The 16,801-nt window shown below is 69.3% G+C and carries 9 protein-coding genes and 3 rRNA genes; 4 read left to right on the top strand and 8 right to left on the bottom strand.

Translation table 11 applies throughout. The features are described from left to right. Window positions 1-17: 17 nt before the first annotated feature. Window positions 18-4,979, bottom strand: a complete 4,962-nt coding sequence (locus tag KRAD_RS14930; protein WP_012086458.1) for an NAD-glutamate dehydrogenase — start codon at window positions 4,977-4,979, stop codon at window positions 18-20. Between the two features lie 112 nt (window positions 4,980-5,091). Here KRAD_RS14930 and KRAD_RS26070 point away from each other — a divergent pair, with 112 nt between their 5' ends. The 3 genes from KRAD_RS26070 to KRAD_RS14920 are packed head-to-tail and all read left to right on the top strand — an operon-like array spanning window position 5,092 to window position 6,031. Further along, on the top strand, window positions 5,092-5,262 hold the full coding sequence (locus KRAD_RS26070; RefSeq protein ID WP_157873611.1) for a hypothetical protein: 171 nt from the start codon (window positions 5,092-5,094) through the stop codon (window positions 5,260-5,262). After that, a complete protein-coding gene (locus tag KRAD_RS14925; RefSeq protein ID WP_041292128.1) occupies window positions 5,259-5,531 on the top strand; it encodes a hypothetical protein in 273 nt (90 codons plus the stop codon). The genes KRAD_RS26070 and KRAD_RS14925 overlap by 4 nt, the downstream gene beginning before the upstream one ends. 2 nt (window positions 5,532-5,533) lie before the next feature. Next, window positions 5,534-6,031, top strand: coding sequence for a DUF2505 domain-containing protein (locus KRAD_RS14920; RefSeq protein WP_012086457.1), 498 nt, complete (start codon window positions 5,534-5,536; stop codon window positions 6,029-6,031). Window positions 6,032-6,040: 9 nt separating this feature from the next. Here KRAD_RS14920 and KRAD_RS14915 read toward each other — a convergent pair whose 3' ends face one another. Together KRAD_RS14915 and KRAD_RS25715 are read right to left on the bottom strand one after the other, a co-directional pair. Continuing rightward, entirely contained in the window at window positions 6,041-6,568 is a 528-nt protein-coding gene (locus KRAD_RS14915; protein ID WP_012086456.1) for a DUF6912 family protein, read from the bottom strand. Between the two features lie 5 nt (window positions 6,569-6,573). Then, a complete protein-coding gene (locus KRAD_RS25715; RefSeq protein ID WP_041292127.1) occupies window positions 6,574-7,338 on the bottom strand; it encodes a hypothetical protein in 765 nt (254 codons plus the stop codon). Between the two features lie 177 nt (window positions 7,339-7,515). On the opposite strand from KRAD_RS25715, the gene KRAD_RS26065 reads away from it, so the two are divergent. Then, window positions 7,516-8,244: a hypothetical protein gene (locus KRAD_RS26065; RefSeq protein WP_157873610.1), complete on the top strand. Its 729-nt coding sequence runs from the start codon at window positions 7,516-7,518 to the stop codon at window positions 8,242-8,244. Between the two features lie 390 nt (window positions 8,245-8,634). Here KRAD_RS26065 and rrf read toward each other — a convergent pair. The 5 genes from rrf to KRAD_RS14880 all read right to left on the bottom strand — a co-directional run bounded on the left by rrf (window position 8,635) and on the right by KRAD_RS14880 (window position 16,630). Continuing rightward, a 5S ribosomal RNA gene (gene rrf / locus KRAD_RS14900) occupies window positions 8,635-8,751 on the bottom strand. A gap of 199 nt (window positions 8,752-8,950) precedes the next feature. Further along, a 23S ribosomal RNA gene (locus KRAD_RS14895) occupies window positions 8,951-12,102 on the bottom strand. Between the two features lie 604 nt (window positions 12,103-12,706). Further along, window positions 12,707-14,225 (bottom strand): 16S ribosomal RNA (locus tag KRAD_RS14890). Together the 16S, 23S and 5S rRNA genes form the textbook arrangement of a ribosomal RNA operon. Window positions 14,226-14,693: 468 nt before the next feature. Further along, a complete protein-coding gene (locus KRAD_RS14885) occupies window positions 14,694-15,992 on the bottom strand; it encodes a CpaE/TadZ family protein (RefSeq protein WP_012086454.1) in 1,299 nt (432 codons plus the stop codon). Next, the gene (locus KRAD_RS14880) at window positions 15,989-16,630 is read right to left on the bottom strand and encodes a hypothetical protein (RefSeq protein WP_049821219.1); all 642 of its coding nucleotides are present in this window, start codon (window positions 16,628-16,630) and stop codon (window positions 15,989-15,991) included. Before KRAD_RS14880 ends, KRAD_RS14885 begins: the two co-directional genes overlap by 4 nt. Window positions 16,631-16,801 lie beyond the last annotated feature (171 nt).

Raw genomic sequence — 16,801 nt, 5'->3', positions numbered from 1 at the left:
CGCGGCCGCGGAACCGGTCAGCCCGCACGCAGCACCGTCCGCAACGTCCGCAGCCCCACGGACAGCGCCGCGAGGTCGCCGGCGCCCGGCTCGCCCTCGAGGTCCCCCATGGTCTGGCGGGCGCGGCGCACCGCCGGGGCGTGGGCGGTCTCCCACGCCTCGACCGCGGCCACCGGGTCGACGGCCTCCGCGGGACCGGCGTGCGCGATCACCGCGGCGGTGAGGTCCCGCAGCGCGGAGTACAGGTCGTCGCGCAGCGCCGCGCGGGCCAGCGACTGCCACCGGTCGGTGCGGGGCAGGGCCGCGATGCCCGCCAGCATCCCCTCGATGCCGTAGCGGTGGGACAGCTCGTACCACGTGGCCGCGACCTCCTCCACGGCCCGGCCCGACGCGCCGGCGACCTCCACCACGTCCAGCAGCGGGAACGTGGCCAGCAGCGACACCGTCCGCCGCGCCTCGGCCTCCTCCACCCCGCGCTCGGTGAACCAGGCCGCCTCCGTCGCGACGGCCTGCGCGTCCTCCCCGCGCATGAACGTCCCCATCCGCGGCGCCAGCCGCTCCACGGCCGGCCGGAACCGCCCGATCTCCCCGGGCACGTCGACGCCCTCCGGGCGGGCGTGCAGCAGCCAGCGCACCGAGCGGTCCAGCATCCGCTGCTGCTCCTGACGCATCCGCGACTGGACGAACGCCTCCACGGTCCCGTCCAGCGCCTCCACGGCCGCGGCGCGCTCCGGCAGGCCGAAGACCGCGGTGGCGACGACGAAGGCCCGCACCACGTCGGCGAGGTCGCACCCGGTCTCCTCCGCGGCCCGGAACGCGAACGTCAGCCCGCCGGTGCCCACGACGTGGTTCACCAGGACGGTCGTGGCGATCTCCCGGCGCAGCGGGTGGTCGGCGAGGTGGTCCCCGAAGCGCTGCCCCAGCTCGGCCGGGAAGTACCCCCGCAGCGTCTGCGCCACCCACTCCTCGTCCGGCAGGGCGCTGGCCAGGACCTCCCGGCCCAGGCTGATCTTCGCGTGGGCGATGACCACCGACAGTTCCGGCATCGTCAGCCCGCCCCCGTCGCGAGCGCGGCGGTCCAGCTCCGGTCCCGAGGGCAGCGCCTCCAGGCGCCGGTCGATGTCCCCGTTGCGCTGCAACGAGTCCAGGAACCTCCGGTGCGCCGGCAGCAACCCCGCGGCGAAGGCCCCCTCGACGCTGAGGACGACGTTCTGCTCGTAGTTGTCGCGCAGCACCAGCCGGCCGACCTCGTCGGTCATCCGCAGCAGCGTGTCGTTGCGGTCCCCCGGTTCGAGCTCACCGCGCGAGACCAGGTGGTCCAGCAGGATCTTGATGTTGACCTCGTGGTCGCTGCAGTCCACCCCGGCGGAGTTGTCGATGGCGTCGGTGTTCAGCTTCACCCCGGCGCGCGCCCCCGACGCCCCCACCGGCCCGCCCGCCAGCGCGGCCTCGATCCGCCCGCGCTGGGTCAGCCCGAGGTTGCCGCCCTCCCCCACGACCCGCACCCGCAGGTCGCGGCCGTCGATGCGGATCGCGTCGTTGGCCTTGTCCCCCACGTCGGCGTGCGACTCCGTCGACGCCTTCACGTAGGTGCCGATGCCGCCGTTCCAGAACAGGTCCACCGGCGCGGCCAGGACCGCGCGCAGCAGCTCCACCGGCGACATCGACCGCACCTCGGTCCCCAGGCCGAGGCGCTGGGCGACCTGCGGGCTGATCGGCACCGACTTCGCCGTCCGCGGGTACACCCCGCCGCCGGCGGAGATGAGGGAGGGGTCGTAGTCCTCCCACGAGGACCGCGGCAGGGCGAACAACCGCGCCCGTTCCGCGTGCGAGGAGGCCGGGTCGGGGTCGGGGTCGAGGAACACGTGGCGGTGGTCGAAGGCCGCCACCAGCCGGATCCGGTCCGAGAGCAGCATCCCGTTGCCGAAGACGTCCCCGCTCATGTCCCCGACGCCGACGACGGTGAACTCCTGCGTCTGGGTGTCGTGGCCCAGTTCGCGGAAGTGGCGGCGCACGCTCTCCCACGCCCCGCGCGCGGTGATGCCCATCGCCTTGTGGTCGTAGCCGACGGACCCGCCCGAGGCGAACGCGTCGCCCAGCCAGAAGCCCCGCGACACCGCGATCTCGTTGGCGATGTCGGAGAAGCTCGCCGTGCCCTTGTCGGCGGCGACCACGAGGTAGGAGTCGTCGCCGTCGTAGCGCACGACGTCGACCGGCGGCACCGTGACCCGGACCTGGCGCCCCTGCTCGTCCTCCACGACCCGCAGGTCGTCGGTGATGTCGAGCAACCCGCTGATGAACGTCCGGTAGGAGGCGATCCCCTCCGCCCACCACGCGTCGCGGTCCACCGACGGGTCCGGCAGCCGCTTGGCGACGAAACCGCCCTTGGCCCCGGTGGGGACGATGACGGCGTTCTTCACGATCTGCGCCTTCACCAGCCCCAGCACCTCGGTGCGGAAGTCCTCGCGGCGGTCCGACCAGCGCAACCCGCCGCGCGCGACCTCCCCGAAGCGCAGGTGGACGCCCTCCACCCGCGGGGAGTACACCCACACCTCCGCGTGCGGGGCCGGCTCGGGCATGCCCGCCACCAGCCGCGGCGACAGCTTGAAGGAGAGGTGCTCGTGCGGGCGCCCGTCGGGCCCGGACTGGTAGGCGTTGGTGCGCACCACCGCCCGCACCACCGACAGCAGCGCCCGCAGGATCCGGTCGGCGTCGAGGCCGTCGACACCCTCGAGAGCGCCGTGGGTCTCCTCCACCAGCGCGTCGACGAGCTCGGCCCGCTCGTCCTCGTGACCCGGGCGGGTGGGCGCGAACCGCGCCTCGAACAACCGCACGATCAGCCGGGTGAGACCCACGTCGGCGAGCAGGCAGTTCGCGACGTAGTCGAGCGAGTACGCCAGCCCCACCTGCCGCAGGTAGCGCACCAGGGCCCGCAGGACCGCGACCTGGCGCCAGTCCAGCTGCCCCGCCAGGACCAGCCGGGCCAGCGCGTCGCTCTCCGCGCGCCCCGTCCAGGCCGCCGCGAACGCCTCGCGGAACCGGGTCCGGGCCGCCGCGGGGTCGGCGTCCAGCTGCCAGACGTCGACGGGCAGCCGCAGCCCGACGTCGTCGATGTGCACCGTGCGCCCGTCGTCGCGGGTGACGACGTGCGGACGCTCGTCGGTGACCTCCACCCCCAGGTCGGTGAGCACCGGCAGGACCGCGCTGAGGGTCACCGGGGCGGTGCGGTAGCTCGTGAACCGCCACGTGCGGGGCTGATCGGGGTCCTCGCGCAGGTCCAGGACCGGCACCTCGCCCCCGGCCGCCAGCAGCTCACCGGCGCGGATGAGGTCCCGCGTGGCCCGCTCCACGTCGACGGCGGCGCGGTAGCCGTTGGGGATGCCCCCCGCCCAGCGGGCCACCAGGGCCGCGCCCTCGCGGTCGCCGAGCTGCGCGCGGGCGGCGTCGGCGAGGTCGTCGTCCCACGACCGCGCCGCCCGCGCGACGTCCGCCTCCAGGCGGGAGACGTCGACGTCGCTGAGCTCCTCCCCGGCGCGGGCGCGGACGACGACGTGCAGCCGGGCCAGCACCGACTCCGAGACCCGCAGCGTCGACTCGACCGACCCGCCGTCGAAGGCCTCCAGCAGCGACGCCTCGATGCGGGCCCCCACCCGGGTCGTGTAGCGGTCGCGCGGCAGGTACACCAGGCACGACATGAACCGGCGGTAGTCGTCGCGGCGCAGGAACAACCGGGTCCGGCGACGTTCCTGCAGGCGCAGGACCGCCATCGCCGTGCTCAGGATCGAGCCCACGTCGGACTGCAGCAGCTCGTCGCGGGGGAACGTCTCGAGGATGCTCAGCAGGTCCTTGGCGGAGTGCCCGCTGGAGCCGAAGCCCGCGCGCTGCAGGACGTCGTTGACCTTCTCCGCGACGACCGGCACCCGCTTGACGGAGTCGGTGTAGGCGACGGAGGTGAACAACCCCAGGAACCGGCGCTCGCCGACGACCCGACCCTGCTCGTCGAAGGTCTTGACCCCGACGTAGTCCAGGAACGCCGGCCGGTGCACCGTCGCGCGCGCGTTGGCCTTGGTGACGACCAGCACCTGCGGCTCGGTCGCCTTGTCGCGCACCGGGCCCGACAGCGTCCGCTCCCGCCCCCCGGCCCGGCCCGGCCGGTCGGCCAGCACCCCGAGACCGGTCCCCGAGCGCGCCGCCAGGACGACGTCGTCCCCGGAGGTGCGCAGGTCGTACTCGCGGTAGCCGAGGAAGGTGAACCGGTCGTCGGCCATCCAGCGCAGGAACCGCTCGGCCACCCGCAGCTCGGTCTCGGCGACCCCGCGCGGCGGGTCGATCTGGAGGGCGTCGGCGATCTGCAGGGCCCGCGCGCGCATGGGCTGCCAGCCGTTCACGGCCGCCCGCACGTCGTCGAGCACCGCCCGCAGCTCGGCCAGGAGCCCCCCGTCGCCGTCCGCGCCCTCACCGGTGTGCCGGTCGACCTCGATGCGGATCCACGACTCCGCCGGCTCCGAGGGCGGCGCGGTCCCGACGTCGTGCAGGTCGAGCAGCACGCCGTCGTCGTCGCGCTTGGCCGCCAGCCGGGGGTGCACGAGCAGGTGGATCCCCCGCCCCGACCGGGTCAGGGCGGCGGTCAGGCTGTCCACCAGGAACGGCATGTCGTCGGTGACGACCTCGACGGTGGAGCGGCCCGCGCCCGCACCGGAGTCCACGCCGTCGACGACCCGGACCAGGGTCGTGCCCGGTGCCCGCCGCAGGCCGCTGCGGACGTGGGAGACGACGGCCGTGGCGAGCTCGGCGGGGTCGTGGTCGGCGAGGTCCTCCACCGCCGTGTGCGCGAAGTAGTCGAGCAGCAGGCGCTCGGGGGCGCTGCCCCCGCGCAGGGCGTCCGGCAGGCCGTCACCCCACTGCGGGTCGCGGTCGGCGACAGCGGCTCGGACGAGCTCGCGGACGGTGCTGGCGGGGGCCGAGGTCGAGGCGGGCATCACTGCTCCGGTTCGCGGGTGGAAACGCACCCCCACCCTAGTGGTGATCTCCCCGCGGTGGGGGGGCGCGGCGCGCGGAGGCGCTGCGCGCACGCGTGCATAGAGTGGGTGCGTGCCGATCACCAGCGAGCCGGTCCGACGCCCCCCGGGCGCGTCCCCGACCGAGCGCGCCGCGCTGGCCCGGGAGCTGGCCGCCACCGACGTCGACCTGCGCGACCCCGCCGCCACGACCGCGGTCCTGGACCTGCTGACGGCCGTGCACGGACTGCTGTCGCGCCCGTGACCGTCACCGACCTCGTCGGCGCGGCCCGCGGTGACGTCGCCGGGCTCCGCGCCCTGGCCTCGCGCCTGCGCCGCGCCGCGGCCGCCCTGCCGGACCCGGAGGACGCGGTCGCCGTCCGGGCGGCCGCCGACGCGGTGGACGTCGCCGCCGAGGGGCTGCGGGCGCTGCCCGCCCCTCCCCCGCCGGGTGCGGTGGTCGAGGTCGAGACCGCCCTGGCCAGGGACCTGGCCGCACCGCTCGCCGTCCTGACTCGCGAAGGGAACCACTGACCGTGCCCACGAACTTCTCCGAGCGCTCGCAGTTCACCGCCGACCCGGAGGCCGTCTGGGCCGTCCTCGTCGACCCGGCGTTCCTCGCCGCCCGCGCCGAACGCTCCGGAGCCCTCGCCCACGAGGAGTCCACCACCGTCGAGGGCGGCACGACGGTCGTCACCACGTCGCGGACCGTCGGGACCGAGCGGTTGCCGCAGGCCGCCTCCCGCTTCCTCGGGGCGAGCGCCGTGGTGGAGCAGGTGGAGCGCTGGGCACCGGCGGGCGCCGACGGTTCCCGGCGGGCGCAGCTGACCCTCACCATCCGCTCCGCCCCGGTGGAGCTGGTCGCGACGGTCACCCTGACCCCCGACGCCGTCGGCTGCACGCACGACCTCACCGGCTCACTGACCGTCAAGGTGCCGCTGCTGGGCGGCTCGGTGGAGAAGGCCGCGCTGCCGGGCCTGCTCGACCTGATCCGTTCCGAGGTCGAGCTGGCCCGGGAGTGGTCGTCCCGCTGAGGAACCCCCTCAGGGACCGACGGCGAGCAGGACGGGCAGTTCGCTCGCGTCGTACCAGAGCAGGTCGTGGCCCTCGCAGGCCTCCACGGTGAACCGGGCGTCCTCGTCGCCGGCGTCGGCCGCGGCCAACACCGCCACGGCCGCCCGGACGTCGGCCTCCGCCTCGGCGTCGTCAACGTGGACGCTGGCCAGCGCGTCCAGGGACAGGGGCACCGTCACCGTCACCCGCGACCGCTCCGGCGCGGCCCACCCGGCGTCGGGCTGGACCTCGACGGCGTCGTCCGCCACGTCGAGGGCCAGCACCACGCGGCGCGGCGCGGCGGACGGGTCCTGCCCGAGGAGGCGCACCGACTGCTCCGCCGCGTCGGACATCGCGACGTACTCCAGCTCCTCCTCGAGGTCACGAGGATCGGCGTCGGCGTAGAAGTCGCGCAGCGTGCGGGTGACGGCGTGCACCACCGCCGGTGCCGGCGCGAGGTCCCCCGCCCCGACTACCCGCGCCAGCTCCGCCAACGTCGTCGGCCAGTACACCCGCACGCGGCTCAGCCTTCGCTCGTCGGCTCGTCGTCGGACTCGTCGTCGTCGGACTCGTCGTCGTCGGACTCGTCGTCGTCGGACTCGTCGTCGTCGGACTCGTCGTCGTCGGACTCGTCGTCGTCGGACTCGTCGTCGTCGGACTCGTCGTCGTCGGACTCGTCGTCGTCGGACTCGTCGTCGACCGCGGCGACGTCGTCGTCGAACTCCTCGTCGAAGACGATGCCGTCGAGCTCGTCGAGACGCTCGGAGGCGTCGGTCTCCCCGTCGGTGTCGGCCTCGGCGGCCCGGACCAACCACTCGCGGGCGTCGGCCTCGCGACCGACGGAGATCAGTGCGTCGGCGTAGGCGTACCAGAGCCGGGCCCGCCAGCTCGCACGGCTGTTGGTGCGCAGCTGCGGGACCTGCAGCGAGACGACCGCCGCCTCGTGCTGACCGAGGTCGTGACGCGCCCCGGCCGCGACGATGAGCATCTCCACCTTGGCCTCGGTGTCCAGGCCGGCGGCTTCCCGCGAGCTCGCGAGGTCCAGGGCACGTTCAGGGCGTCCCAGCCCTCGCTCGCAGTCCGCCATGAGCGGCAGGTAGCTGTCGTCGCCGGTCATCCGGCGAACCGTGCGCAGCTCCGAGAGCGCTTCCCGGAAGTGACCCGCCTTGTAGGCGGCGATCGCCGCAGCCTCCCGGACGGCGGCGATGCGCCCACCGCGCCGTTGGGCGGCCTGCGCGTGCTGCCAGGCGAGCTCGGCGTCGACGTCCACGAAACGGCCGCTGGCCACGAGGTGCTTCGCGACGATGTCCGCGTTCTCCGGGGTCAGGCCCGAGAGCGACCGACGGATGTCGGGGGCCAGTTCCTTGCCCGTGACGTCCTCCGGCAGCCGCGGTCCCGACGGACGCGCGGGGCGGTCGTCGCGCGACCGGTCCGCTCCCCCGCGGGCGGGGCCACGATCCTCGCGGTGACCACGGTCGTCGCCACGCGACGGACGGGTGCTGCCGGCGGTCCGGTCACCGTCGCGATGAGGGCGCTCGGAACGAGCACGCCCACCACTGTCGCGGGCCGGACGCTGGTCCTGGCCGCCGCGGAAGGGCCGTTCGTCACGGGAGCCACCGCGCTGAGGGCGGTCGGAACCGTAGGAACGGGCACCATCACGCGCCGGACGCTGGTCACGGTCACTGCGCTGAGGACGCTCCGAACCGTAGGAACGGGCGCCGTCGCGCGCAGGACGCTGGTCGCGATCGCTGCGGAAGGGCCGATCCCCGGCGGAGTCGTTGCGCTGGGGTCGGTCGGAGCCGTAGGAGCGGGCGCCGTCGCGGGCAGGACGCTGGTCCTGGCCGCCGCGGAAGGGCCGTTCGTCACGGGAGCCACCGCGCTGAGGGCGGTCGGAACCGTAGGAACGGGCACCATCACGCGCAGGACGCTGGTCGCGATCGCCGCGGAAGGGCCGATCCCCGGCGGAGTCGTTGCGCTGGGGTCGGTCGGAGCCGTAGGAGCGGGCACTGTCGCGCGCCGGACGCTGGTCGCGGTCGCCGCGGAAGGACCGTTCGTCGCGAGAACCACTGCGCTGGGGCCGGTCAGAGCCGTAGGAACGCGCACCGTCGCGCGCCGGACGGCCGTCACGATCCGGACGAGAAGGACGATCGTTGCGCTGCGCCCGCTCGGACCCCGAGAACGCGTCACGCGATGAACGCTGACCGCCTCCGCTGGCAGGACGACGGTCGCCGTCGTTCCCGCTGCGGCTCTCACTGCCGGAACGCGGCCCCGCGGAGCCGCCACCGTCACGACGAGGACCACTGGTGGAGGGTCGGAACCCGCCGCCCGTCCGCGGAGCGCCGGAGCGTCCGCCACGTTGGCCGCCGCCGGCTGGACGCCGGTCGCCGCCACCGCTGTTGCGATCACGTGCACCAGATTCAGCCATGCCGATCTCCCACCCACCCGCGCTGCGCGCGGTGTCCTCGTCACTGTTCACGTTGAGCTCATTGTCTGAGCAGTTCAGGGTCTCACGGCCCTGGATATGGGTGTGGGGAGCAGCCCGGTACGGGCTGCTCCCCACACACCTCTCACCACAAGTGTGAGTGGCCGGCGGTGACCTACTCTCCCACCCAGTCTCCCGAGCAGTACCATCGGCGCTGGTGGGCTTAGCTTCCGGGTTCGGAATGAGACCGGGCGTTTCCCCACCGCTATGACCACCGGACCACAAAGGTCAGGATCAAACCACACCCCACCCCCGACAGACGAAAGTCTGCGCAAGAGTGGTGTGTTCGAGTTCTCTCCCGAGAACCACACAATGGACGCGAACACCAGCAGCGGTGCTTGATCTCGTAACCGTTCAAGTACTCGCCTCAACCCCACACCCCACCGCACTGCTCAGCAGTGATGGTGACTGGTGCGTGGTAGACAAGTGATCGGCCTATTAGTACCGGTCAGCTCCACAACTCTCTCGTCGTTGCTTCCACACCCGGCCTATCAACCCCGTCGTCTACAGGGAGCCTCTCACCCCACAAGGGGGCACGGAAACCTCATCTCGAAGCAGGCTTCCCGCTTAGATGCCTTCAGCGGTTATCCCTTCCGAACGTAGCCAACCAGCCATGCTCCTGGCGGAACAACTGGCACACCAGAGGTTCGTCCGTCCCGGTCCTCTCGTACTAGGGACAGCCCTTCTCAAGTTTCCAACGCGCGCAGCGGATAGGGACCGAACTGTCTCACGACGTTCTAAACCCAGCTCGCGTACCGCTTTAATGGGCGAACAGCCCAACCCTTGGGACCTACTCCAGCCCCAGGATGCGACGAGCCGACATCGAGGTGCCAAACCATGCCGTCGATATGGACTCTTGGGCAAGATCAGCCTGTTATCCCCGGGGTACCTTTTATCCGTTGAGCGACCGCGATTCCACACTCCACGGCCGGATCACTAGTCCCGACTTTCGTCCCTGCTCGACCTGTCGGTCTCACAGTCAAGCTCCCTTGTGCACTTACACTCAACACCTGATTGCCAACCAGGCTGAGGGAACCTTTGGGCGCCTCCGTTACTCTTTAGGAGGCAACCGCCCCAGTTAAACTACCCACCAGGCACTGTCCCTGATCCGGATCACGGACCGAAGTTAGACATCCAGAACGACCAGAGTGGTATTTCAACGTTGACTCCACCCACACTAGCGTGTGAGCTTCACAGTCTCCCACCTATCCTACACAAGCCGTCCCGAACACCAATACCAAGCTATAGTGAAGGTCCCGGGGTCTTTCCGTCCTGCTGCGCGTAACGAGCATCTTTACTCGTAGTGCAATTTCGCCGAGTTCGCGGTTGAGACAGCGGGGAAGTCGTTACGCCATTCGTGCAGGTCGGAACTTACCCGACAAGGAATTTCGCTACCTTAGGATGGTTATAGTTACCACCGCCGTTTACTGGCGCTTAAGTTCTCAGCGTCCCCACCACAAGGGTGAGTAACCGGTCCCCTTAACGTTCCAGCACCGGGCAGGCGTCAGTCCGTATACATCGTCTTGCGACTTCGCACGGACCTGTGTTTTTAGTAAACAGTCGCTTCCCCCTGGTCTCTGCGGCCCTCAAACGCTAGCCCGCAAGGAGCTTCACGTCTCAGGCCCCCCTTCTCCCGAAGTTACGGGGGCATTTTGCCGAGTTCCTTAACCACGATTCACTCGAACGCCTCGGTATTCTCTACCTGACCACCTGAGTCGGTTTAGGGTACGGGCGGCTCGAACCTCGCGCCGAGGCTTTTCTAGGCAGCATGGGATCACCCTACTTCCCCCCGAAAGGGTCACCATCAGGTCTCAAGCTCGACATTCAAGTCAGCGCTGCGGATTTACCAACAGCACGCCCTACACCCTTGGACGTGGACAACCATCGCCACGCGGAAGCTACCCTCCTGCGTCACCCCTGTTAATACGCTTGACTACTACCGGATCGGGTCACACGCTCCACCAACCACCACCCGAAGGTGGTGGCGGCTTTGGGTGCTTAGCATCCCCGGCCTCACCATGGACGGTTCTACGCCGGTACGGGAATATCAACCCGTTGTCCATCGACTACGCCTGTCGGCCTCGCCTTAGGTCCCGACTTACCCAGGGCGGATGAACCTAGCCCTGGAACCCTTGGTCAATCGGCGGACGGGTTTCTCACCCGTCATTCGCTACTCATGCCTGCATTCTCACTCGCGTGCAGTCCACAACCCATCACCAGGCTGCTTCACCCCACACACGACGCTCCCCTACCCATCCACACACCTGCAGACACTCAGAACAAGTCCAAGCACCTGGGGTTAACATGTGAATGCCACAGCTTCGGCGGTGTACTTGAGCCCCGCTACATTGTCGGCGCGGAATCACTTGACCAGTGAGCTATTACGCACTCTTTAAAGGGTGGCTGCTTCTAAGCCAACCTCCTGGTTGTCTGCGCAACTCCACATCCTTTCCCACTTAGCACACGCTTAGGGGCCTTAGCTGATGATCTGGGCTGTTTCCCTCTCGACTACGAAGCTTATCCCCCGCAGTCTCACTGCCACGCTCTCACTTACCGGCATTCGGAGTTTGGCTGACGTCAGTAACCCGGTGGGGCCCATTAGCCATCCAGTAGCTCTACCTCCAGCAAGAAACACGTGACGCTGCACCTAAATGCATTTCGGGGAGAACCAGCTATCACGGAGTTTGATTGGCCTTTCACCCCTACCCACAGCTCATCCCCCAGGTTTTCAACCCTGGTGGGTTCGGTCCTCCACACGGTCTTACCCGCGCTTCAACCTGGCCATGGGTAGATCACTCCGCTTCGGGTCTAGAGCACGCGACTAAAAACGCCCTATTCGGACTCGCTTTCGCTACGGCTACCCCACACGGGTTAACCTCGCCACGCACCACTAACTCGCAGGCTCATTCTTCAAAAGGCACGCCGTCACAGGTACAAGCCTGCTCCGACGGATTGTAGGCACACGGTTTCAGGTACTATTTCACTCCCCTCCCGGGGTGCTTTTCACCATTCCCTCACGGTACTTGTCCGCTATCGGTCATCAGGAAGTATTTAGGCTTACCAGGTGGTCCTGGCAGATTCACACGAGATTTCACGAGCCCCGTGCTACTCGGGACATGCTCCCAAGGAGGCCGCAATGTTTCGCCTACGGGGGTCTCACCCACTACGCCGGACCATCCCAGGCCCTTCGGCTACACCACGACTTTCTCACTCCCCGACCAGGTGGTAGCCCAGTCCAGAACACTCCCACAACCCCTCACCCGCAACCCCTACCAGGTATCACACGAGCCAGGTTTAGCCTCATCCGCTTTCGCTCGCCACTACTCACGGAATCACTCAATTGTTTTCTCTTCCTGTGGGTACTGAGATGTTTCACTTCCCCACGTTCCCTCCACGCACCCTATACATTCAGATGCGGGTGACCGCCCATGACGACGGCCGGGTTTCCCCATTCGGACACCCTCGGATCAACATTCGGTTGCCAACTCCCCGAGGCTTATCGCAGGCTCCCACGTCCTTCATCGGCTCCTGATGCCAAGGCATCCACCATGCGCCCTTAAACACTTGACCACCACACACCACCCACCACCACACACCCGCCGAAGCGAGAACAGCGATGAACGATCAATGCGGGTCAAGGCGATAAACTTGAACCCAAACCACAAAGACACGGACCACCCACCCAGACACCCACGAAGGAGCCCCTGGACGCAACGGTCCGATCATCAGAGGATTATCTACTCGACGAACACCACTACTAAAAGATGTTCGCGTCCACTGTGCAGTTCTCAACAGACAACCCGCACCCACCTCTAACGACCACCACCAGCACCCGCAGAGCACCACCGAAGTGACAACCCTCTGCAAGCCGATGTGAATGACCAAGGCAGGCCCAGACCAAGAAACCACCCGCAACCCCGTCAATCACTCGACGGAGTTGCCGGCCGGTCCCTCAGGACCCAACAGTGCGCCAGACCCTTTCCGAACTCCCCACCGCGTTCCACTCCCGCACGCGGGAGGTACTGACAGCAGAAGAAGCCAGAAAGAATCGTGTTGATGTTCCACCCTTGAGCACCGGCCCCGGAACGTACGTCCGAAGAAACCGGCCCACCCACCCTCACCACCAACCCACGACGGAGCCGGTGGTCTGTGAGGTGTGGTTGATGCTCCTTAGAAAGGAGGTGATCCAGCCGCACCTTCCGGTACGGCTACCTTGTTACGACTTCGTCCCAATCGCCAGTCCCACCTTCGACAGCTCCCCCCCTTACGGGTTGGGCCACCGGCTTCGGGTGTTACCGACTTTCATGACGTGACGGGCGGTGTGTACAAGGCCCGGGAACGTATTCACCGCAGCGTTGCTGATCTGCGATTACTAGCGACTCCGACTTCACGGGGTCGAGTTGCAGACCCCGATCCGAACTGAGACCAGCTTTTTGGGATTCGCTCCACCTCACGGTATCGCAGCCCTCTGTACTGGCCATTGTAGCATGCGTGAAGCCCAAGACATAAGGGGCATGATGATTTGACGTCATCCCCACCTTCCTCCGAGTTGACCCCGGCAGTCTCCCATGAGTCCCCACCATAACGTGCTGGCAACATGGAACGAGGGTTGCGCTCGTTGCGGGACTTAACCCAACATCTCACGACACGAGCTGACGACAACCATGCACCACCTGTACGCGACCAACTAAATGACACCCCATCTCTGGGATTCCACCGCGCATGTCAAGCCTTGGTAAGGTTCTTCGCGTTGCATCGAATTAATCCGCATGCTCCGCCGCTTGTGCGGGCCCCCGTCAATTCCTTTGAGTTTTAGCCTTGCGGCCGTACTCCCCAGGCGGGGCGCTTAATGCGTTAGCTGCGGCACGGAATCCGTGGAATGGACCCCACACCTAGCGCCCAACGTTTACGGCATGGACTACCAGGGTATCTAATCCTGTTCGCTCCCCATGCTTTCGCTCCTCAGCGTCAGTAACTGCCCAGAGACCCGCCTTCGCCACCGGTGTTCCTCCTGATATCTGCGCATTTCACCGCTACACCAGGAATTCCAGTCTCCCCTACAGCACTCAAGTGTGCCCGTACCCACTGCAAGCTCAGAGTTGAGCCCTGAGTTTTCACAGCAGACGCGACACACCGCCTACGAGCTCTTTACGCCCAATAATTCCGGACAACGCTTGCACCCTACGTATTACCGCGGCTGCTGGCACGTAGTTAGCCGGTGCTTCTTCTGCTCCTACCGTCACTTTCGCTTCTTCGGAGCTGAAAGAGGTTTACAACCCGAAGGCCGTCATCCCTCACGCGGCGTCGCTGCATCAGGCTTTCGCCCATTGTGCAATATTCCCCACTGCTGCCTCCCGTAGGAGTCTGGGCCGTGTCTCAGTCCCAGTGTGGCCGGTCGCCCTCTCAGGCCGGCTACCCGTCGTCGCCTTGGTAGGCCATTACCCCACCAACAAGCTGATAGGCCGCGAGCCCATCCCCAGCCGAAAAACTTTCCACCCACACACCATGCGGTGATGAGTCGTATCCGGTATTAGCCACCGTTTCCAGTGGTTGTCCCAGAGCCAGGGGCAGGTTGCTCACGTGTTACTCACCCGTTCGCCACTGATCCCCCCCGAAGGGGTTCACCGTTCGACTTGCATGTGTTAAGCACGCCGCCAGCGTTCGTCCTGAGCCAGGATCAAACTCTCCGTCGAAAAACCTTCCACCCCCAACCACCCCCGAAAGGAACAGTCAGCGATGTAGATCATTTCACTTCATAGTTGACCCTTGGACTCGAAAACCCCACCCCCCACTGGCGTGAAAGAGGCAGAGATCAATCCCAAAGGAATCCCCGACCATCCACCCCCACCACACCAGACGATGCAGCAGAACATGAACAGCCATTGGGGGTTGATACATATGGCATCAACACTTTTTGGCACACTGTTGAGTTCTCAAGAACCGGACGCGAGACCGTCGACCACTTCCGTGGCCTCTTGTCTGCGGTGTCGTCCAACTTACCGGATGTTTCGACCCGGTCAGGACACTCCGTCTTCATCGGCAGCCGGTGGGCGCGGTTGAGCGCCGGCGGCTGGTGATGTCGTCGGGGGATGTCCCCTCCCCAGTCGGAGACCGGCCGGTTGCCCGTCCGTTCCTCTCCGCCCTGCGGTGTGACAACTACGTTAACGGCGGGCCAGCAGCCGGTCAAATCCTGGGTCGGCCGACAGGTCCGCGGTGTCCTCCGGGAGGTCCACGACCGCCTCCAGGTGCTCCGCCAGCCGGCGGACGGCGCGGCGCAGGCCGCTGCGCGGGGCGACCTCGGCCAGGGTGCGGCCCGCGAGCAGCGCGGTGTCCGCCGCCTCGTCCTCGGGCAGGAGGACCGGGGCCTCGACACCACCGAGGCGGTGGAGCGCGCTCGTCGTGCGGCGCGCCGCGGACCCACCCACCGCCGACGCCCGGACCCGCGTCACCACGGGGAGCACGAGCGCGTCCGGAGCCAGTTCCGGCATCCGCTGCCAGGTGCGCAGGAAGCGCTGCAGCCCGACGGGGTCGGCGGTCCCCGTCACGATGACGACCTCGGCCGCCTCCAGCGTCGCCGCCGTCACCGCGTCCCGACCGCGCCCGCCGTCGAACCCGTCCGGCAGGTCGTCGGTCCCCCCGGGCAGGTCCACCACCGTCCAATCGTGGCCCGCGGCGCCGACCTCGAGCACCCGGCGGAAGGCGGCGGGTCTGACCTCGCTCCAGCGCGCGGGGTCCCCGGATCCGGTGAGGACCGCCAGCCCCGGTGCGACGGCGGCGGCGTGCCGGCGCAGGGCGGCGACGTCGAGCCGGCCGTCGGCGGCGGACCGGAGCGCCGCGAGCAGCCCCGGGGCCTCGTCGAGGAGGCCGAGCACCTGCCCCACCGCCGCCCCCCGGGTGTCGGCGTCGAGCAGGAGGACGGCCTGGTCGGCCAGGGCGAGCTCCGCGGCGAGGTTCACCGCCACCGTCGTGCGCCCCGTCGAGCCGTGGGGTCCCCAGACCGCGACCGTCCGCCCCGGGACGGCGGGCCCCAGCGGACCGGGCGCCGGCTCAGCGGCCCCGCCCCGCGGGTCCCCGTCCCCGCCGTCCTCGGCCCGCACCGCCTCCACCGCCAGGGCGACCTCCCGCGCCAGGTCGGCGGCGGGACGGTCCTCGCCGGCGAAGCGCAGCGCGCCGACCGCCCGCCACCGCCGTTCGGCGGCCTCGCCCCCGGCCCCCTCGGGCAGCAGGACGAGCAGCGCCACGCCCCAGCGGCGGAACGCCTCCACCGTCTCGCTGTCGCAGCCGGGCAGGTCGGCCCCCACCACGACGGCCCGGACCAGCCCGGCCCCGGCCGCCGCCAGCAGGTCCGCCACGTCCGGGCAGCGGCGCACCACCACCAGCTCCCGGCGCAGCGGTTCCCACCCCGCCAGCAGCCTCGCCTCCGCCGACCCCGGCACCGACACCGCGACCGGCAGCGTCACGAGCGCGCCCCGGTCGCCGCCGCGCCCGCGCCGGGGAGGGGCACCAGGACCACGTCGTGGCCGTCGGAACCCGCCTGCAGCAGCGCCGCCATCGCGTCCTGGGGGACGAGCACCTGGACGTCCGCGCCCGAGCGCGCGCTCAGCCCGCCCCCGCCGGTGACCACGGCCGAGACCTCCGCGGCCCCCACGACCCGCTCCGGTTCGGCGGGGTCCGCGAGCCCGGAGGGGTCACCGGGGCGCACGACCCACACGTCCACCAGGGCGCCGACCTCCACCCCGCGCGGGACGTTGCCGGTCACGGGGACCGTCACCGGACGGGAGGTGAGGTCGCCGGTGCGGCCGAGCGCCGCCCGCGGGAGGAGTTCGCCCGGGGCCAGGCCGCGCAGGGCCACCAGGTCCGGGGCGAGCTCGGCGGAGGCGGGGACGTAGGCCGGCGACGTGCCCGCGTCCAGGTGCACCTCGGCGACGCGCAGGTCGGCCGCGGTGACCGGCTGGCCTGCGCCGACGGCCCGGGACAACGCCCAGACGCTCGCCGTCTGCTGCGCGGCGCTGACCACCCGGGCGCCGAGGACGACGCTGGCCAGCACCAGCACGACGCCCACCAGCAGCCGCGGGTCCCGCCACGAGGGGGCGCTCACCCGCCGAGCGGCCGTCGCCGGCGGCACGTCCCGTCCGTGCACCGCTCGCACCGCTGTCCGCACTGGTCCTCCGTCGCTCCCGGGCGCACGGCCGGGCGGACGTGCGGTGGTCGGAAGCCATGGTGCGGTGCCCGGGGGACGCCCGGGGACCGTCGTCCACAGGCCACCCGA

Source organism: Kineococcus radiotolerans SRS30216 = ATCC BAA-149 (assembly GCF_000017305.1).
Lineage (GTDB): Bacteria > Actinomycetota > Actinomycetes > Actinomycetales > Kineococcaceae > Kineococcus > Kineococcus radiotolerans.
The sequence above is the reverse complement of the archived record's forward strand: the minus strand, read 5'-3'. Positions and strand labels throughout refer to the sequence as shown.